Source organism: Micromonospora sp. AB353, from assembly GCF_049538395.1.
Classification (GTDB): Bacteria; Actinomycetota; Actinomycetes; order Mycobacteriales; family Micromonosporaceae; genus Micromonospora; species Micromonospora aurantiaca.
The window spans coordinates 1-15,592 of the sequence record NZ_JBMVFV010000112.1; the positions used below are offsets into that span (position 1 = coordinate 1).

General features: G+C 74.4%; 13 protein-coding genes. 6 read left to right on the top strand and 7 right to left on the bottom strand.

Annotated elements, in window-relative coordinates:
- The coding region (locus ACPCK6_RS27470; RefSeq protein ID WP_423482645.1) for an AAA family ATPase at positions 1 to 1,765 on the bottom strand (1,765 nt) is incomplete at its 3' end.
- Positions 1,766 to 2,033: 268 nt separating this feature from the next.
- On the opposite strand from ACPCK6_RS27470, the gene ACPCK6_RS27475 reads away from it, so the two are divergent.
- From ACPCK6_RS27475 to ACPCK6_RS27490, 4 genes are all read left to right on the top strand, one after another.
- Positions 2,034 to 4,973, top strand: a complete 2,940-nt coding sequence (locus ACPCK6_RS27475; RefSeq protein ID WP_423482646.1) for a helix-turn-helix transcriptional regulator — start codon at positions 2,034 to 2,036, stop codon at positions 4,971 to 4,973.
- Positions 4,974 to 5,090: 117 nt separating this feature from the next.
- Positions 5,091 to 5,861, top strand: coding sequence for a DUF5995 family protein (locus tag ACPCK6_RS27480; protein WP_135240450.1), 771 nt, complete (start codon positions 5,091 to 5,093; stop codon positions 5,859 to 5,861).
- A 96-nt stretch (positions 5,862 to 5,957) separates the two neighbouring features.
- Positions 5,958 to 6,395, top strand: a complete 438-nt coding sequence (locus tag ACPCK6_RS27485) for a hypothetical protein (protein WP_318334312.1) — start codon at positions 5,958 to 5,960, stop codon at positions 6,393 to 6,395.
- 63 nt (positions 6,396 to 6,458) lie between these two features.
- Positions 6,459 to 8,555 (top strand): APC family permease, encoded by a 2,097-nt coding sequence (locus ACPCK6_RS27490; protein WP_396882583.1) that lies wholly within the window; start codon positions 6,459 to 6,461, stop codon positions 8,553 to 8,555.
- Positions 8,556 to 8,583: 28 nt separating this feature from the next.
- Here the strand turns inward: ACPCK6_RS27490 and ACPCK6_RS27495 are convergent, their stop codons facing one another.
- The 6 genes from ACPCK6_RS27495 to ACPCK6_RS27520 all read right to left on the bottom strand — a co-directional run bounded on the left by ACPCK6_RS27495 (position 8,584) and on the right by ACPCK6_RS27520 (position 14,058).
- Positions 8,584 to 9,543: a TIGR03557 family F420-dependent LLM class oxidoreductase gene (locus ACPCK6_RS27495; protein ID WP_318334310.1), complete on the bottom strand. Its 960-nt coding sequence runs from the start codon at positions 9,541 to 9,543 to the stop codon at positions 8,584 to 8,586.
- A 180-nt stretch (positions 9,544 to 9,723) separates the two neighbouring features.
- The gene (locus ACPCK6_RS27500; RefSeq protein WP_013286658.1) at positions 9,724 to 9,930 is read right to left on the bottom strand and encodes a hypothetical protein; all 207 of its coding nucleotides are present in this window, start codon (positions 9,928 to 9,930) and stop codon (positions 9,724 to 9,726) included.
- A gap of 108 nt (positions 9,931 to 10,038) precedes the next feature.
- Positions 10,039 to 11,241: a low temperature requirement protein A gene (locus ACPCK6_RS27505; RefSeq protein WP_396882585.1), complete on the bottom strand. Its 1,203-nt coding sequence runs from the start codon at positions 11,239 to 11,241 to the stop codon at positions 10,039 to 10,041.
- A gap of 263 nt (positions 11,242 to 11,504) precedes the next feature.
- Entirely contained in the window at positions 11,505 to 12,572 is a 1,068-nt protein-coding gene (locus ACPCK6_RS27510; RefSeq protein ID WP_423482647.1) for a helix-hairpin-helix domain-containing protein, read from the bottom strand.
- A gap of 251 nt (positions 12,573 to 12,823) precedes the next feature.
- Entirely contained in the window at positions 12,824 to 13,171 is a 348-nt protein-coding gene (locus ACPCK6_RS27515) for a TcmI family type II polyketide cyclase (RefSeq protein ID WP_269697114.1), read from the bottom strand.
- A gap of 62 nt (positions 13,172 to 13,233) precedes the next feature.
- Positions 13,234 to 14,058 (bottom strand): AfsR/SARP family transcriptional regulator, encoded by an 825-nt coding sequence (locus tag ACPCK6_RS27520; protein WP_396882588.1) that lies wholly within the window; start codon positions 14,056 to 14,058, stop codon positions 13,234 to 13,236.
- Positions 14,059 to 14,487: 429 nt separating this feature from the next.
- On the opposite strand from ACPCK6_RS27520, the gene ACPCK6_RS27525 reads away from it, so the two are divergent.
- Positions 14,488 to 14,841 carry a TcmI family type II polyketide cyclase gene (locus ACPCK6_RS27525; RefSeq protein ID WP_396882590.1) on the top strand — a complete coding sequence of 118 codons (354 nt, stop codon included), beginning with the start codon at positions 14,488 to 14,490 and terminating at the stop codon, positions 14,839 to 14,841.
- The coding region (locus ACPCK6_RS27530; RefSeq protein ID WP_423482648.1) for an acetyl-CoA carboxylase carboxyltransferase subunit beta at positions 14,838 to 15,592 on the top strand (755 nt) is incomplete at its 3' end. The genes ACPCK6_RS27525 and ACPCK6_RS27530, both read left to right, overlap by 4 nt.

Here is a 15,592-nt window from a genome sequence, read left to right on the forward strand (position 1 = left end):
TCTGCCCGGGCACCGCCCGGAGCGCGCCGGGCTGCCCGGGCACCGTGTCGCGGAGATCGGTCCGGTCCGGCGGGACGGGCGCCGGTCGGGCCCCTCCACCCGACCGGCGCGACCGTCCCGCCCCGAGCGGGCAGACCTCCCGCTCGCCGGCGCCCCGGGACGGGACGCCGGTCTCCGCTCCCGGCACACGGCCGGCAGCGGTGTCCTTCGCGGCGCGCAGGCGGCGGGCGAAATCCGCCCGTACCGCACGGGACAGCCGCAGCGCGGCCACCCGCGCCACCAGCGCGTCGACTGCCCAGCCGCCCGCAGCGACCGGGCACACCAGCCCCGCCGCGGCCAGCGCCCGCAGCACCGGTTCGGCCCGGCCGGCGGGCCAGCCGAGCATCGTCTCCACCTCGGCGGCTCCGGCCGGACCGCCGGAAGCGGCGGCGGCCAGCAGCACCGCCCGGCGCGTACCGTCGAGCCGGTCCAGCCGGGCGTCCACCAGGCGGCGCGCGGCGGCGGGTACACCGGACGGTTCCCCGCCCGCGTACGCCGTCGCGACCGCCGGGTTGCCGCCGACGAGCGCCACCAGCCGCGCGGCGAGCGCGGCCGGACGCCCGGCCCGGTCGAGCAGGTGCCGCAGCAGCCGCCCGGTGTCCAGCGGGCCGAGTGGTTCCAGCGGGATCCGTCGCGCCGGCGCGGGCAGCGGGTCGGCCGAGCCGGATCCGCAGGTGGTGACCACCGCCAGCGGCAGTCCCCGCTCACCCGCCGCCACGTGGAGCTGGTGCAGGAACCGGCGCAGCGCCGGGGCGGCCCGGTCCAGGTCGTCCACCGCGACCACCACCGGCGCCTCGGCGGCCAGGCCGAGCAGCGCCTCGCGGCAGGCGACCACGGCGCGCTGCGCCACCGTGTCGTCGTCCGGCGCGGCGAGGAACGCCGCCAGCACGCCACCCGGGCCGTCCACACCCGCCGCGTCCGGCCGGGGCCGTACCAGGTCGGCCAGGGGCGCCAGCTCCCCGCACGGGTACGGCGGGCAGGCCGTCACCCGCCGGCGCACCGGCACGCCGTCCACGCTCGACACGGCGCGGGTCACCTCGTGCAGCAGCCGGCTGCGGCCACTTCCCGGCGGGCCGACCAGTGAGATCCAGCGGGGACGCCGCTCACGCAGGGCCCGGGTCACCTCGTCGGCCGCGCCCGCCAGCTCCCGGCGGCGGCCCACGAGCGGGACGCGGTGCCGGGCCGGCCGGCTCCCGGCGGGCCCGGTCACCCGCCACACGTCCAGCGGAAGTGTCTTGCCGGCGAGCGTCAGGGTGGCGAGTGGACGCTGCTCGACCAGGCCGGCCACCGCGTCCCGGGTGACCGGGCAGACCACGACCCCGCCGGGCGGCGCGTGCTCCTGGAGACGGGCCGCCGTGGTGATCACCGCGCCGCTCGCCGCGCCGTGGCCGCCGTCGCGGACCCCGGCCAGGTCCAGCAGCACCTCGCCGGTCGCCACGCCGACCCGCACGCTCAGCCGGACGCCGGCCGGGCGCCGCCGCGCCAGCGCGGCCTGGATGTCCAGCCCGGCCCGCACCGCCCGGTACGCGTCGAGACCGTCCGAACCGGACGCGCCGAACAGCGCCATCACCGCGTCGCCGACGTACTTCTCCACCACCCCCCGCCAGCGGCGCAGCACCGAGGCGACGGTGCCGAAGTAGGCGCGCTGCAAGGCGCGGACGTCCTCCGGGTCGAGCCGCTCGACCAGCCGGGTCGAGCCGACGATGTCGACGAAGAGGACGGTCACGATCCGTCGTTCCTCGGGCACCGGCCGGCACGCCGCGATGACGGCTTCCCGACTCCCCACGGGCGTGGTGATCAACATCGCACCCACCCTTTCCCCGATAGCGGTGCCCGACGACCTCCGCAGACTTTCACCACCGGGTTCTCGGGGGATCTGTAGGACGACGTATGTCGGGCACCCGCAACCATTAGTCGTGTAGTCGACGCGAGAGGTACGAGTCCGGCCCGGAGGCCGTAGAACGGTGCGGGGACCTGTGACTAGGCTGCTTTCCATGGCCAGCGACGTGGACACTGCACCGCTCGTCGGCCGTACCGGGACCATGGCGACGCTGCGGTCGGCGCTCTACGACGACCTGCGGCCCGGGCAGACCGGCGCGGTGTTCCTCACCGGAGAGAGCGGAGTGGGCAAGACCCGCCTGCTGACCGAGGTCGGCGAGCAGCTGCGGCAGGCCGGCGCGCTGGTGCTCACCGGCACCTGCCTCGACATCGGAGACGCCTCGCCGCTGCACCCGGTACGGCAGGCGCTGCGCCGGCTCGAGGCCGAGCAGTCCGAGGCGCGCACCACCTCGGCGATCCGCGGGGTGCTGCAGGTCTTCGACGAGGAGACCCCCGGCCCGGACGGCGCCGGTGCGCTGCTGGAACGCGTCGCGCAGGGCCTGCACGTGGTGGCCGGCGGACGGCCGCTGGTGCTCGTCCTCGACGATCTGCAGTGGGTCGACCGCAGCACCCGCCAGCTCCTGCTCTACCTGCTGGCCGGCCTCGGCGACCTTCAGCTCTCCGTCCTGGCGGCGATCCGGGCCGAGTCGCTGCGCGGCGCGCACCCGCTGCGCCGGGTGCTCACCGAGCTGCGCCGGCTGCGTTCGGTACGGGTGATCGACCTGCTGCCGCTGGACCGGTCCGCCACCGACGAGCTGGCCGCCGCCGTGGTCGGCGCGCCGCTGCCGCCGGAGGCCGCCGACCAGCTCTGGCAGCGCAGCGGCGGCAACCCGTTCGTGGTGGAGGAACTGGCCCGCGACCGGCGCGACGGCCGCGACGGTCTCTCCGACACGCTGCGCGAGGTGTTCCTCGACCGGGTCGACGCGCTGCCGCAGCCGGCGCACGCGGTGGTGCACGCGGTGGCGGTCGGCGTCGAACCGGTCGAGCACTGGCTGCTGGCCCAGGTGGTGCGCCTGCCGGAGGACGAGCTGCTGGACGCGGTCCGGGAGGCGGTCGCGCACCGGCTGCTGGTCGGCGCCGACGACGGCTACCGGCTGCGGCACCGGCTGGTCGCCGAGGTCCTGGCCCACGAACTGCTGCCCGCCGAGCGGGCCGCGCTGCACCGCCGCTACGCCGAGGCGCTCACCGCCGTACCGGCCGAGCTGCACCAGGCCCGGCTGGCCCACCACTGGCGGCACGCCGGGGAGCCGGGCCGGGCGCTGCCCGCCGCGATGGCCGCGGCCCGCGAGGCGGAACGGCTGCACGGGTACGCCGAGGCGCACCGCCACTGGTCCGCCGCGCTGACCCTGGCCACCGAGCCGGCCGCCGTCCTGCCCGACGGGGCACGGCCCGAGCCGGTCGAGGTGGACCGGGCCGAGCTGCTCAGCCACGCCGCCGAGGCCGCGCACCACAGCGGTGAGCACGCCCGCGCCCTGACGCTGCTGGAGGAGCTGGCCGACGACCCGTCCGGCCCGCCGGTCTGCGCGCTGCGCATCCGCCGGGCCCGTTACCTGGCCGCGGCCGGCCGGTCCGCCCCCGCCGAGCAGGAGTACCGGCAGGTGCTGGACTCGCCCGACTGCACGCCGCGGGAGCGGTGCACGGCCGCCGCCCGGCTGGCCGAGCTGCTGCTGCACCTGGGTCGCTACGCCGAGGCCGGTGACCAGGCCCGGGAGGCCCTCGCGCTCGCCGCCGACGTGCCCGGCACCACCTCCGAGGTGGTGATGGCCAGCGCCGCGCTCGGGTTCAGCGAGGCGTTCCTGGAGGATCCGGCCGCCGGGCTGGCGGTGATGCGCCGGGCGCTGGACACCGCCGAACGGTCCGGCCGGCCGGAGGACGTGGCCTGCGCGTACCTGCACCTGGCCGAGCTGCTCACCGGGCCGCTGAACATCCTCGAGGAGGGGGTGGTGGTGGCCCGCCGGGGCGCCGACCGGGTCGCCGAGCTGGGGCTCGGCCGCACCTGGGAGACCCGGCTGCTGGCGGTGGCGACGAACGGGCTGTTCCGGGTGGGGCAGTGGGCCGAGGCGGAGAAGGTGGTCGCCGCCGCGCTGCGGCACCGTCCCTCCGGGGCCGACGCGGTCGAGTTGCTGCTGGCCCGGTGCCGGCTCTCCGTCGGGTACGGCGACGTCGAGGCGTCCGACCGCGACCTGGAGGCGGTGGCGACGGTGCTGGCCGGCGGCGGCGCCCGGCACGTACTGCCGATGCTCATCCTGCGCGCCGGCCTGGCCATGTGGCAGGGCCGGCACGACCTGGCCCGGCAGGCGGTGCAGCGGGGTCTGACCGAGAGCCGCTCCGACGACGTGATCGTGCTGGCCACGCTGGCCTGGCACGGGCTGCGCGCGGAGGCAGAGGCGGCGGCCGGCCGGACGATCGAGGTGGATCCCAACGCGGTACGCCGGCTGCGCGAGGTGGTCGACCGGGTGACTGGCAAGAGCGCCAAGGCGGGCGCGCCGGTGCGGTACGTCGCCGAGGGGTTCCTCGCGCTCTGCGACGCCGAACTGAGCCGGCTCGACGACGGCCGTGGCGACCCGGCGCTGTGGGAGCGTTCCGCGCTCGAGTGGGACCGGCGCAACCACCCCTACCCGGCGGCGTACTCGCGGTTGCGGCAGGCCGAGGCGCTGCTGGCCCGCCGCAGCCGGGTGGCCACCGCCGGCAAGCTGCTGCACCGGGCGTACGCGATGGCCCAGTCGCTCGGCGCGGTGCCGCTGACCGCGGAGATCCGTACCATCGCCTCGCGGGCCCGGGTGCCCCTGGACGCCGCGCCGGATCCCGCACCGGTGCCCCGGCAGCGGGCGGCGGCGCCCGCCGGACCGGCGGTGGACGAGCTGGCGACGCTCACCGCCCGGGAACGGGAGGTGCTCGCCGCGGTGGCCGAGGGGCTGACCAACCGGGAGATCGGCCAGCGGCTGTTCATCAGCGAGCGGACCATCGGCGTCCACGTCTCGCACATCTTCGACAAGCTCCAGGTACGCACGCGGGTGCAGGCCAGCGCCATCTTCCTGCGCAACGGCGCGGAGTAGGCGTACGTCGCCAATACGTCGTTCGACGGATCCGCCGGGTGGACGGCGCCTGGCAGGCTGTCCCGCGGAACAGGGGTGGTGGCGTCGTGGGGGCGCCGGGGGCGCGGTGGAGGAGAGATGACCGAACCGGTCTGGGGTCCTGTGCACCAGGACATCGTCGGGTTGCTCGCCGACCACCCCGCCGACGTGCCGGCGGTCGTGGACCATCTGACCAAGCTGCAGGACCTGCTGGTCCGGCTGCCGCCGCTGGAGGAGAGCTGCCCGCTCGCCGACTTCAACAAGCTCTACCTGGTCATCACCAGCACCGTCCTCGACGGCCTGTACGACGACCGGTTCTGCGACCCGGTGTTCCTGGCGCGGCTGGACGTCGAGTTCGCGGCCCGCTACTTCGAGGCGCTGCGGTTCTGGACCGACTCCAGCCCGAGCACCCCGAAGGCGTGGTCGTGCCTGTTCAAGCGGATGCGCGGGCCGGACGCCCGGCCGCTTCCGTCGGCCGCCGCGGGCGTCAACGCGCACATCAACTACGACCTGCCGTTCGCGCTGGTGACCACGTTCGACAGCCTGGAGTCCGAGCCGATCGACGGCAGCGACCAGCACCGCGACTACCTGGAGATCAACAAGATCTTCGCCGAGCGGATCCCGGACCTGCGCCGTGGCTACCTGGACAACTGGCAGCTCATGATCGACATGGTGAACGGCGAGATCGACGACTGGTACCAGGGCGAACTGGTGGAGTACACCCGGAACGTGGCCTGGCGCAACGCGCAGAAGATCTGGCGCTGCCGGCACGACCCGGACGCCCGCGAGTGTGAGCGGACGCGGCTGGACGACAACGCCGCGCTGCTCGGCCGGCTGCTGCTGTCGCCCCTCGGGGCGTTCCTGCAGTAGCCGGGACGGGGGGTTCCCGCGTCCCGCCGTCCGGGCGCGGGACGCGGGAACGCCGCCCGCGGGTGTCGGGCCCGCCGCACCGGGTACGTCGCCGCCGTGCCACCAGACGAACCGGCCGGCCCCGGGGCGTTCCCGCCGGGCCCGGTCCGCCGCTTCCCGTTCCGCTTCGACCCGGCGTTCCGGCTGCCGCTGGCGCTGCTCGGCGTCCGGCCCGCCACGGCCTGGCTCGACTGGGGCCCGGACGCGCTCGTCGTCCGGTTCGGCCCGTGGCTGCTGCGCACCACACCGGGCAACGTGACCGGGGCCGAGGTGAGCGGGCCGTACCGCTGGTGGCGGGCGATCGGCCCGCACCTGTCGGCGGCCGACGGCGGGGTGACCTTCGGCGCCAGCGTGGCCGGCGGGCTCTGCCTGCGCTTCGCCGAGCCGGTGCCGGCGCTGGCCCCCGGCCCCTGGCTGCGGCACCCGGCGGTCACCGTGACGGTGGCCGACCCGGCGGCGGTGCGCGACGCGCTGACCCGAGGACCGGATCTTTGACCGGTTCGGCCGGGCCGCGCCCGGGACAACCCCTACCGTCTTCATAGGGACGAAGGGGAGCAGATGGGGCAGGCGGGGGAGCCGGAACAGCCCCGGCGTACGCGGGAGCGGCGCCGGGAGGCGCACGCGGCCGCGGCGGCCCGGGCCGGGCGGCACGGCGACCACGCCGAGCGGGCCGGCCGTACCGTGCCGGAGCTGCCGGAACGGGTCGCGGCCCCGACGCGGCCGGCGGCACCGGCGGGCCGGCTGCACCGGTGGTTGTTCGCGCACCGGGTCGAGCCGGTCGGCCCGGAGATCCGCGAGCACCAGACCCGGTCCCACCCGTGGTGGCAGGTGATGTGCCTGACCGGCGTCGACTACTTCTCCACGCTGTCCTACCTGCCCGGCATCGCCGCCGTGGCGGCCGGCGCGCTCAGCCCGCTGGCCACGCTGCTGATCGTGGCGCTGACGCTGCTCGGGATGCTGCCGATGTACCGCCGGGTGGCCCGGGAGAGCCCGCACGGGCAGGGTTCGGTGGCGATGCTGGAGCGGCTGCTGCCGTTCTGGCGCGGCAAGATCTTCGTGCTGGTGCTGCTCGGCTTCGTCGCCACCTCGTGGATCATCACGATCACGCTGTCCGCCGCCGACGCCAGCGTGCACCTGCTGGAGAACCCGGTGCTGCCCGGGTCGTTCCCGCACGGCGGCACCGCGGCGGTGCTGGTCACCGTGACGCTGCTGCTCGTGCTCGGCGGTGTGTTCCTGCTCGGGTTCAGCGAGGCCGTGCAGGTCGCCATCCCGCTGGTCGCGGTGTTCCTGGCGTTGAACGCGGTGGTGGTGGTCGCCGGGGTGGCCGAGGTCGTCGCCGATCCGGGCCTGCTCGGTGACTGGACCGGCCGGCTGACCGACGCCGGCGGGCCCGGCGACGTCCTGGTCACCAGCGTGCTCGCGTTCCCGCTGCTGGTGCTCGGCCTGTCCGGGTTCGAGACCGGGGTGAGCATGATGCCGCTGGTGCGCGGCGAGGGCGAGGACGCGCAGCGGCGGCTGGACGCCCGGATCCGCAACACCCGCCGCCTGCTCACCGCCGCCGCGCTGATCATGTCGGTCTACCTGATCGCCACCACGTTCGTGACCACCGTGCTGATCCCGCCCGAGGCGTTCGACCCGGGCGGGCCGGCGAACGGCCGGGCGCTGGCGTTCCTCGCCCACGAGCACCTCGGCGAGGCGTTCGGCACCGTGTACGACATCAGCAGCGTGCTCATCCTCTGGTTCGCCGGCGCCTCCGCCATGGCCGGGCTGATCAACATCGTGCCCCGCTACCTGCCGTCGTACGGCATGGCGCCGGAGTGGGGGCGGGCGGTGCGCCCGGTGGTGCTGGTCTACACCGCGATCAGCGTCGCCATCACGATCGCCTTCTCCGCCGACGTGAACGCCCAGGCCGGCGCGTACGCCACCGGCATCCTCGCGATGATGGTCTCCGGCGCGATAGCGGTGACCATCGCGGCGGTGCGCGCCCGCAGCCGTGCCGCCGCGACCGGCTTCGCGCTGCTCACCGCCGTGCTGCTGTACGCGCTGGTGGAGAACGTGGTGGCGAAGCCCGACGGCATCACCATCTCCGGGTTCTTCATCGCCGGGATCGTCGCGGTGTCGTTGATCTCCCGGGTCACCCGGACCACCGAGCTGCGCGCCGAGCGGATCGAGTTCGACGAGGCGGCCCGCCGCTTCGTCGACGAGTCGGTGGCCCGGGACGGGCGGCTGCACCTGATCGCCAACAAGCGGCAGCGCGGGTCGGTCAAGGAGTACCGGGTCAAGGAACGGGCGCAGCGGTCGATGAACCCGGTCCCGGGCGCCGCCGACGTGCTGTTCCTGGAGATCGACGTGAGCGACCCGTCCCAGTTCAGCCAGGTGCTGCGGGTGCACGGGGTGGAGTCCGGCGGCTACCGGATCCTGCGCGCGAGCAGCCCGGCCGCGCCGAACGCGATAGCCGCGATCCTGCTGGCGTTGCGGGACGCGACGGGGGTACGCCCGCACTGCCACTTCGAGTGGTCGGAGGGGAACCCGATCGCGCACCTGCTGCGCTACCTCATCCTCGGCCGGGGCGACACCCCGCCGGTGGTGCGGGAGATCATCCGCAAGTCCGAGCCGGATCCGGCCCGCCGCCCCGGCATCCACGTCGGCGGCTGACGCGCGAGTGACCGGCCGAGCAGCGGGACTAGCCGAGCGCGCGGACCCGGGCGAGCAGGTCGCGGGCGCAGAAGTCCAGGAAGCCGTCCGGGTCCGGTCCGGCGTTCTGCAGCACGATGTGGTCGAAGCCGGCCTCGACGTACGTCCGCGCCTTCTCCACATGCGGCGCCGCGTCCGGGCCGACGGAGAACTGCTGCCGGATGTGGTGGTCCTCGACCCAGGCGGTGGCGGCGTCGAAGTTCACCGGGTTGGGCAGCTCGCTCATCACCTTCCAGCCGGTGATCGCCCAGCGGCTGGTCTCCCGGGCCGCGCGGACCGCCGTCTCCTCGTCGGTGGCCCAGGCCATCGGCACCTCGGCGTAGCGGGGGCCCTGGCCGCCGGCGTTGCGGTACTGGTCGACGATCGACGACTTCGGCTCGGTGGCGAACAGGCCGGTGCCCAGTTCGGCCGCGAGACCTGCCGACTCCCGGCCGCTCGCCGCCACGGCGATCACCGGCGGCTGCTCGGGCAGGTCCCAGATGCGGGCGTCCTCCAGTTGCAGGTGCCGGCCGCCGTACGAGCGGTAGCCGCCCTGCCAGAGCAGCCGGATGATCTCCAGCGCCTCGCGCAGCCGCTCGTGCCGCCCCCGGACGCTGGGGAACCCCTGCCCGACGACGTGTTCGTTGAGCCGTTCCCCGGCGCCCACGCCGAGCGTGAACCGCCCGTCGGAGATCAGCGCCATGGTGGCGGCGGCCTGCGCGACGATCGCCGGGTGGTAGCGGACCGACGGACAGGTGACGCCGGTGGCGAGGCCGAGGGTGGTGGTGCGGGCGGCGATCGCGCCGAGCGCGCTCCACGTGAAGCAGGAGTGCCCCTGCACCTCCAGCCAGGGGTGGTAGTGGTCGCTCATCTCGACGAAGTCGAAGCCGGCCTCCTCGGCCCGGACCGCCTGCCGGATGAGTTCCTGGGGCCCGAACGCCTCCGAGGCGAGCTTGTAGCCGATGCGCATGCCCGGGTCTCCGTTCCGTCGTCGCGGAACCGCTGCCGTTCCCACCGGTTCCGGCGGCAAACCAGGCGAAACCCAGCCTCCTAGGACGCCGTAGGGATGGTGACGGTCCGCGCTGCGGACACGGAACGGCCCGCGCTCGCCGAGCGGGCGCGGGCCGGGAGGGGAGTACGGGGTGGTGGCCTACTTCGACGGCTCGGGAAGCTTGCAGTCCACCTTCGGGTTGGCGCCGATGTAGTTCAGCGGGCCGGCCACGATGGTGACCAGGATCGTGCCCGCCTCCGCACAGTTGGTTTCGTCGTTGCCGTAGTAGCCGCGCTGACCGGCGGCGATGGCGCCGATGATGAGCCAGATGACGACCAGGACGCCGACTATCGAGGTGCCGCGCATCAGTTGCCTCCACTGGGGTTGTGGTGGATTCGAGGTGGAGGCCTTGTACCCCGTGCGGGTGATCCGCCAAACGGCGCACCGGTGCCGGCACGGCCGATTCCGATTACCTCAGTGCGGTGGCATCGGCTCCTCGGGCGGCCGGCCCCGGCTGCGGCGGTAGTCGGCGCACGCCACCCCGACCAGCACCAGCATCGCTCCGGCCGAGGCGTAGACCGGCGCGAGGAACAACCCGGCCGGGGCGATAGTGAGCAGCGCCAGTATCCCGCCGGGCCGGGACGCCGACACCCGGCTGAACACCTCGTACTCGAACGCGCCCCGGCCGATCAGGAACAGCGCCGGCCCGCCGAGGATCACCGCCAGCCAGGCCGGCCGCGTGTGGCCGGTCGGTTCCAGCAGGACCAAGTCGAAGCCCGCCGCGGTGGTCACCACGCCGGCCACCATCAGCAGATGGGTGTACGGCGCGGTGTTGAGGAACCGGCTCGGCTGGGCCGCCCGGGCGATGGCGTGCGGCAGCAGCTCACCGGACTTGTGCACGTAGATGCGCCAGAGCAGCAGCGTGGTGGCGAACGCGACGGTGAAGGCGGCCAGGTTCTCCAGCTCGGAGTGGTGCAGGCTGAACACGCTGCCGGCGACCAGCACGGCGTCGCCGAGCGCGATGATGAAGAACTGCTGGTACCGCTCGGACAGGTGCTCGGCGGTCACGTTGCGCTGGGACTCCGGCACCGCTCCCAGACCCGGCACCGGGTACGCCAGCCGGAACCCCAGGTAGTCGATGGCCAGGGCGCCGGCCCAGAACCACAACCGGGCGGTGCCGTGCGCGGCCAGCGCGCCGACCAGCCAGGGTACGGCCGACACGGCGAACCAGGCGAAGATGCGCAGGGCCCGGCGGTTGCTCTGCGGGTGCCGCCGTACGGCGGGCATGAGGAACAGGCCGCGTCCGAGATGGATCGCCACGTACGTGCCGGCGAACACCAGCCCCCGGGCGCCGAACGCCTCCGGGATGGCGGTGGTCATCAGCAGCGCGCCGAACATCACCGCCACGATCAGCAGCTTGATCTCGGTGCGCCGCGGGTCGTAGATGTCGGTGACGAGCGTGGTGATCGCCCAGGTCCACCAGATCGCCATCAGCATGATCAGCGACTCGGCGGCCCGCTCCCAGGTCACCGATCCGACCAGGTTGCGCGAGATCAACGCCAGCGCCACCACGTAGACCAGGTCGAAGAAGAGTTCGAGCAGCGTCACCCGGCGCGGCGCCTCCGGATCGCGGACCGGCGGTCGCCGGCCGGCGGGCTCCGGCGCTGCGGTGGGCACGAGATGCTCCTGCGGGTGGCGGTACGCGCGGCGGGCCGGCGCGGCCCTTCACCGACGGTAGCGACGCCCGTCCCCGCACGGTCGGCTTTCCGGCATACCGCTCCGGGTTGGGGGTGAGGCGGGTGGCTGGTGGTGCGCCAGTTCGGGAAGGTGGCGGGGTCGATCGAGTGGTGATGTAGCCAGTCCGGCGTGCTGGCGGATGGCGAAACGCGCCGGGCCGGTGGCGACCATCGTCACCACCGGCCCGGAACGCGGAGGACCGTCTACTCGGCGCCGGCCGGGAGCACCCGGTCGGCGTCCGCGCCGATACCCGCCAGCACCTTCGCCTGCTGCGGCCAGGTGGCCAGACCCGGCGCCGAGCGCAGGCCGGCGGCCTTCACCGTCTGCCGCAGCGCGGCCTCGTCCAGTTCGGCGAGCTGCCGGTAGGTGCGGATCCCGGCGTCCTGCAGGGCGGCGGCCAGCTTCGGCCCGATGCCCTGGATCCGCCGGAAGTCGTCCGGCGCGTCGCTGTCCGCCGCAGCCGGGGCGTCGTTCTCGACCGAGGTACGCGGTGCGGGCACGGCGACCGGCTCGGCGGCCTCGACCGGCTCGGCCTCGGTGGCCGGCGCGTCGATGGTTGCGCCGACCGCGGGCTCCTTCTCCGCGACCGGCTCGTCCTCGCCGGCGGTGGCCGGAGCCGTCACCGGCTCGGCGTCGGCGGTAGCCGGAACCGTCACCGGGTGGGCGTCGACGGTGGCCAGAGCCGGCTCGGCGTCGGCCACGGGCGCGGCAACCGGATCGGCCTCGGCCGAGGGCGACACGGCCTCGGCGGACACCAGCTCGGACCGAACCGGTTCGGCGGTGACCGGTTCGGACACGACGGGCTCGGCGGTGACCGGTTCGGACACCACGGGCTCGGACACCACGGGCTCGGACGCGACGGGCTCGGCGACGACCGGTTCGGACACGGCCGACTCGGCGGCGACCGGCTCGGACACGACGGGCTCGGAGGTGGCGGCCTCGGCGGCGACAGGCTCGGTGGCGACGGCCTCGGCGGCGGGGGAGGACTCGGCCGGCTCGTCGGCGGCGCGGGCGGCGGTGGCGACGGCCGGCTCGGCGGTCGCCGTCTCGGTGGGCGCGGGCTGCTCGGACACCGTGGCTGCGGCCGGGGGCTCGTCGACCACGGCGACCGGGCGCGGCTCGTCGACGGTGGCGGTCACCGCGGGGGTGGTCTCCACCGTGGGCGTCGCCGGAGTGCCGGACCGGCGGCGGCCGACGAAGAACCAGCCGACGCCGAATCCGATGAGCAGGGCCAGTATCACGAACAGCCACTGCCCGAAGCTCGACGGCATGGCCAACCTCCTTCTATGTACGTGCACGACGGTGGCGAAAGACTCGGGGCAGCTTCGCACACGCGCGCGGCGCACGACAGGCAGCCCGGGGGCCGGGCCGCAGCGGTGGGACCGGCGGTTCCGGCCGGTACCCGGAGCATGACCGAGCGTGTGCCGAAAGGCGGGTCGAACGGCTCGGAGAACAGGGAGACGCCCCGGAACCTGGGTGCCGTGCGTGGTTCCGGGGCGTCCCGTCCGTCGCCCGTGGCCGATCAGTGGATCCGGTCGGGCGCAGGGGTGTCGGCACAGTCCCAGCTGTAGAAGCAGCCGGCCACGGCGTCGCGGGGCGAGTGCCAGGTCGGCAGGTACGGGGAGGTGTGCGCGGACAGCCGCTTGTTCACCTGTTCGTAGAGCGGGTTGTCGCGCAGTTCCGCGGTGAGGCCGGGGGCGACGTCGACGGTCTCCATCAGATGGACGCACAGGTCGTGCAGGTAGTACAGCGACCGGTGCCGGACGCCGGTGAGGTGGGGGAGTTCGGTGGCGTCGGCTTCGGCGAAGATCTGCGCCACCCGTCCCTGTGCGCCCGGCACGATCCGGCTGACCACCAACAGTCGACTCATCGTGACCCCTCTCGCCGCCGCGGTGCTGGCTTCACGGTGCCGGTCGCGCTGTCACCTCGCCGTCACCGCGTACCCCGGGGCATTGATGGTGGTGGGGACGGTGAGGTGGGGGCGCGTGGCGCCGGTTTGGCGGTCCGGTCCGTGCGGCGCGGTGGCGGCTCCGGGCGGCTGGCCCGGCGGATCGGCGCGAGGGTGTCGTCGAGCAGCGCGGTCATCGCCGGGGACGGTTCCAGGCGCAGTTCGCGCAGCAGCAGATCACGGTAGACGTAGAAGGAGTGGACCGCCTCGAACGCGTTGCCCTCGGCCAGGTGGATGCGGACCACCAGGCGGTGCGGGGTCTCCCGCAGCGGTTCGGCGGCCATCGCCTCCAGCGCCGCCTCCAGCGCCTCGCCGTGCCGCCCGGCGGTGAGGTGGTTACCGGCGAGTTCCTCCAGCATGTGCAGGCGCAGCTGACGCAGCCGTTCGCGTTCCAGCAGCACCCAGTCGTCGTACCAGCCGGGGAGCAGGTCGTGACGTCCGGCGCCGGCGGCGCCGCGCGGGACGGCGCCCTCGCGGACCAGCGCCGCCGTCTCCACCAGGTCGTCCACGTCGAGGCGGACCGTCGGTCCGAGGCGGACGGTGTCGCCGTCGGTGCGCAGCGGGCAGCACGGATCCTGCCGCAGCCGCCACAGCGCGGTCCGCAGCGACGACAGCGCCCGCTCCTCCGGCGTCTCGGGCCACAACAGCCCGGCGAGGTGGCTGCGGGTCGCGGCCGGGCGCAGGCCGATCAGGGCGATGACGCGCTGCAACCCCCGGGGTACGACCACCGGCGTGTCGTCGTGCAGCAGCTGGAAGCCGCCCAGCAGGTGCAGTGACACCCGTGGGGCGGGTTCGCCCGCCGTCGGCATTCTCGATCCACCCGACACGGCGCACCCCCCAGCACCGGAACCCTCGTCCCGACCGTTTCGCGTTGCCCGGACCGCCGCCCGCGACGTCGGTGTCGGAACGCCTCCGCCACGGTCGGAAGCTCCACCGTGGCCGGGCTGACCGAGACGCAGAATATCAACGCCTGTTACTCTCGGTCAACGGTCGGTCGGTCACCTGACTATCCGTAGTGGGCTCGGTAATACGCCTGTGATCTGCGAAGAAGTGTCGTCACCCGGAAATCGGAAAGCGATCTTCCCATAGCTCGCGCACAGCTTGCGTCAACGCAGCGTCACCATGTTTGTGGCGCGATGGGGCCCGGTTGACGCCCGGTAGACGCCGCCGGCGCGACCGTGTGGCAATCCGTGCGGCGCGACCGGTTCGCCGCGCACCGGAACGTGCAGGAGGCGCGAATGGACCGTTCGCTCATCGTCGCCAAGGTGGTGCCGACGGCCGAGGACCGGGTGGCCGAGATCTTCGCCGAGTCCGACGCGACCGAGCTGCCCGGCCTGGTCGGGGTCCGGCACCGCTCGCTGTACCGGCTGCACGACCTCTACGTCCATCTGCTCGAGACGGAGACGCCCGCGCAGGGCGCGGTGGAGGACAACCGCGGGCATCCGGAGTTCATCCGGATCAGCGAGCGGCTGCGGCCGTACATCTCGCCGTACCTGCCGACCTGGCGGTCGCCGCGCGACGCGATGGCGCACTGCTTCTACCGCTACGACGCGCCGGCCCACCGGTACGACACCGCCGGGCGGCCACGGTGACCACGACCGCCCCGCGTGACGAGCAGCTCTGGTCGAGGTGCGACGGATGTGCGTCGCTGCTCTACCGCAAGCGGCTGCGCCGCAACCTGGACGTCTGCCCGGAGTGCGGCTCGCACGCGCGGCTGGACGCGCCGGACCGGGTGGCGCAGCTGGCCGACCCGGACTCGTTCGTCCCGCTGCCGGACCGGGCCGTACGCGTCGACCCGATCGAGTTCGTCGACGAGCTGCCGTACCCGCACCGGCTCGGCGCGGCCCGCGCGGCGACCGGCCTGGACGAGGCGGTGCTCTGCGGCACCGCCCGGCTGGGCGGGCACCCGGTCGCGCTGGCGGTGATGGACTTCCGCTTCCTCGGCGGCAGCCTCGGCTGCGCGGTCGGTGAGCTGATCACCCGGACCGCCGAGCGGGCACTCGCCGACGGCATCCCGCTGGTGCTGGTGACCGCGTCGGGCGGGGCGCGGATGCAGGAGGGTGCGCTGTCGCTGATGCAGATGGCCACCGTCAGCCAGGCCCTCGCCGGGATGCGGGAGGCGGGCCTGCTCACTGTCAGCGTGGTCACCGACCCCACGTACGGCGGGGTGGCCGCCTCCTTCGCCACGAACACCGACCTGGTGCTGGCCGAGAGCGGCGCCCGGCTGGGCTTCGCCGGGCCCCGGGTGATCCGCCAGGTCACCGGTGCCACGCTGCCGGAGGGCTTCCAGACCGCGGAGTACCTGCTGCGGCACGGCCAGGTGGACATGGTGGTGCCCCGGCA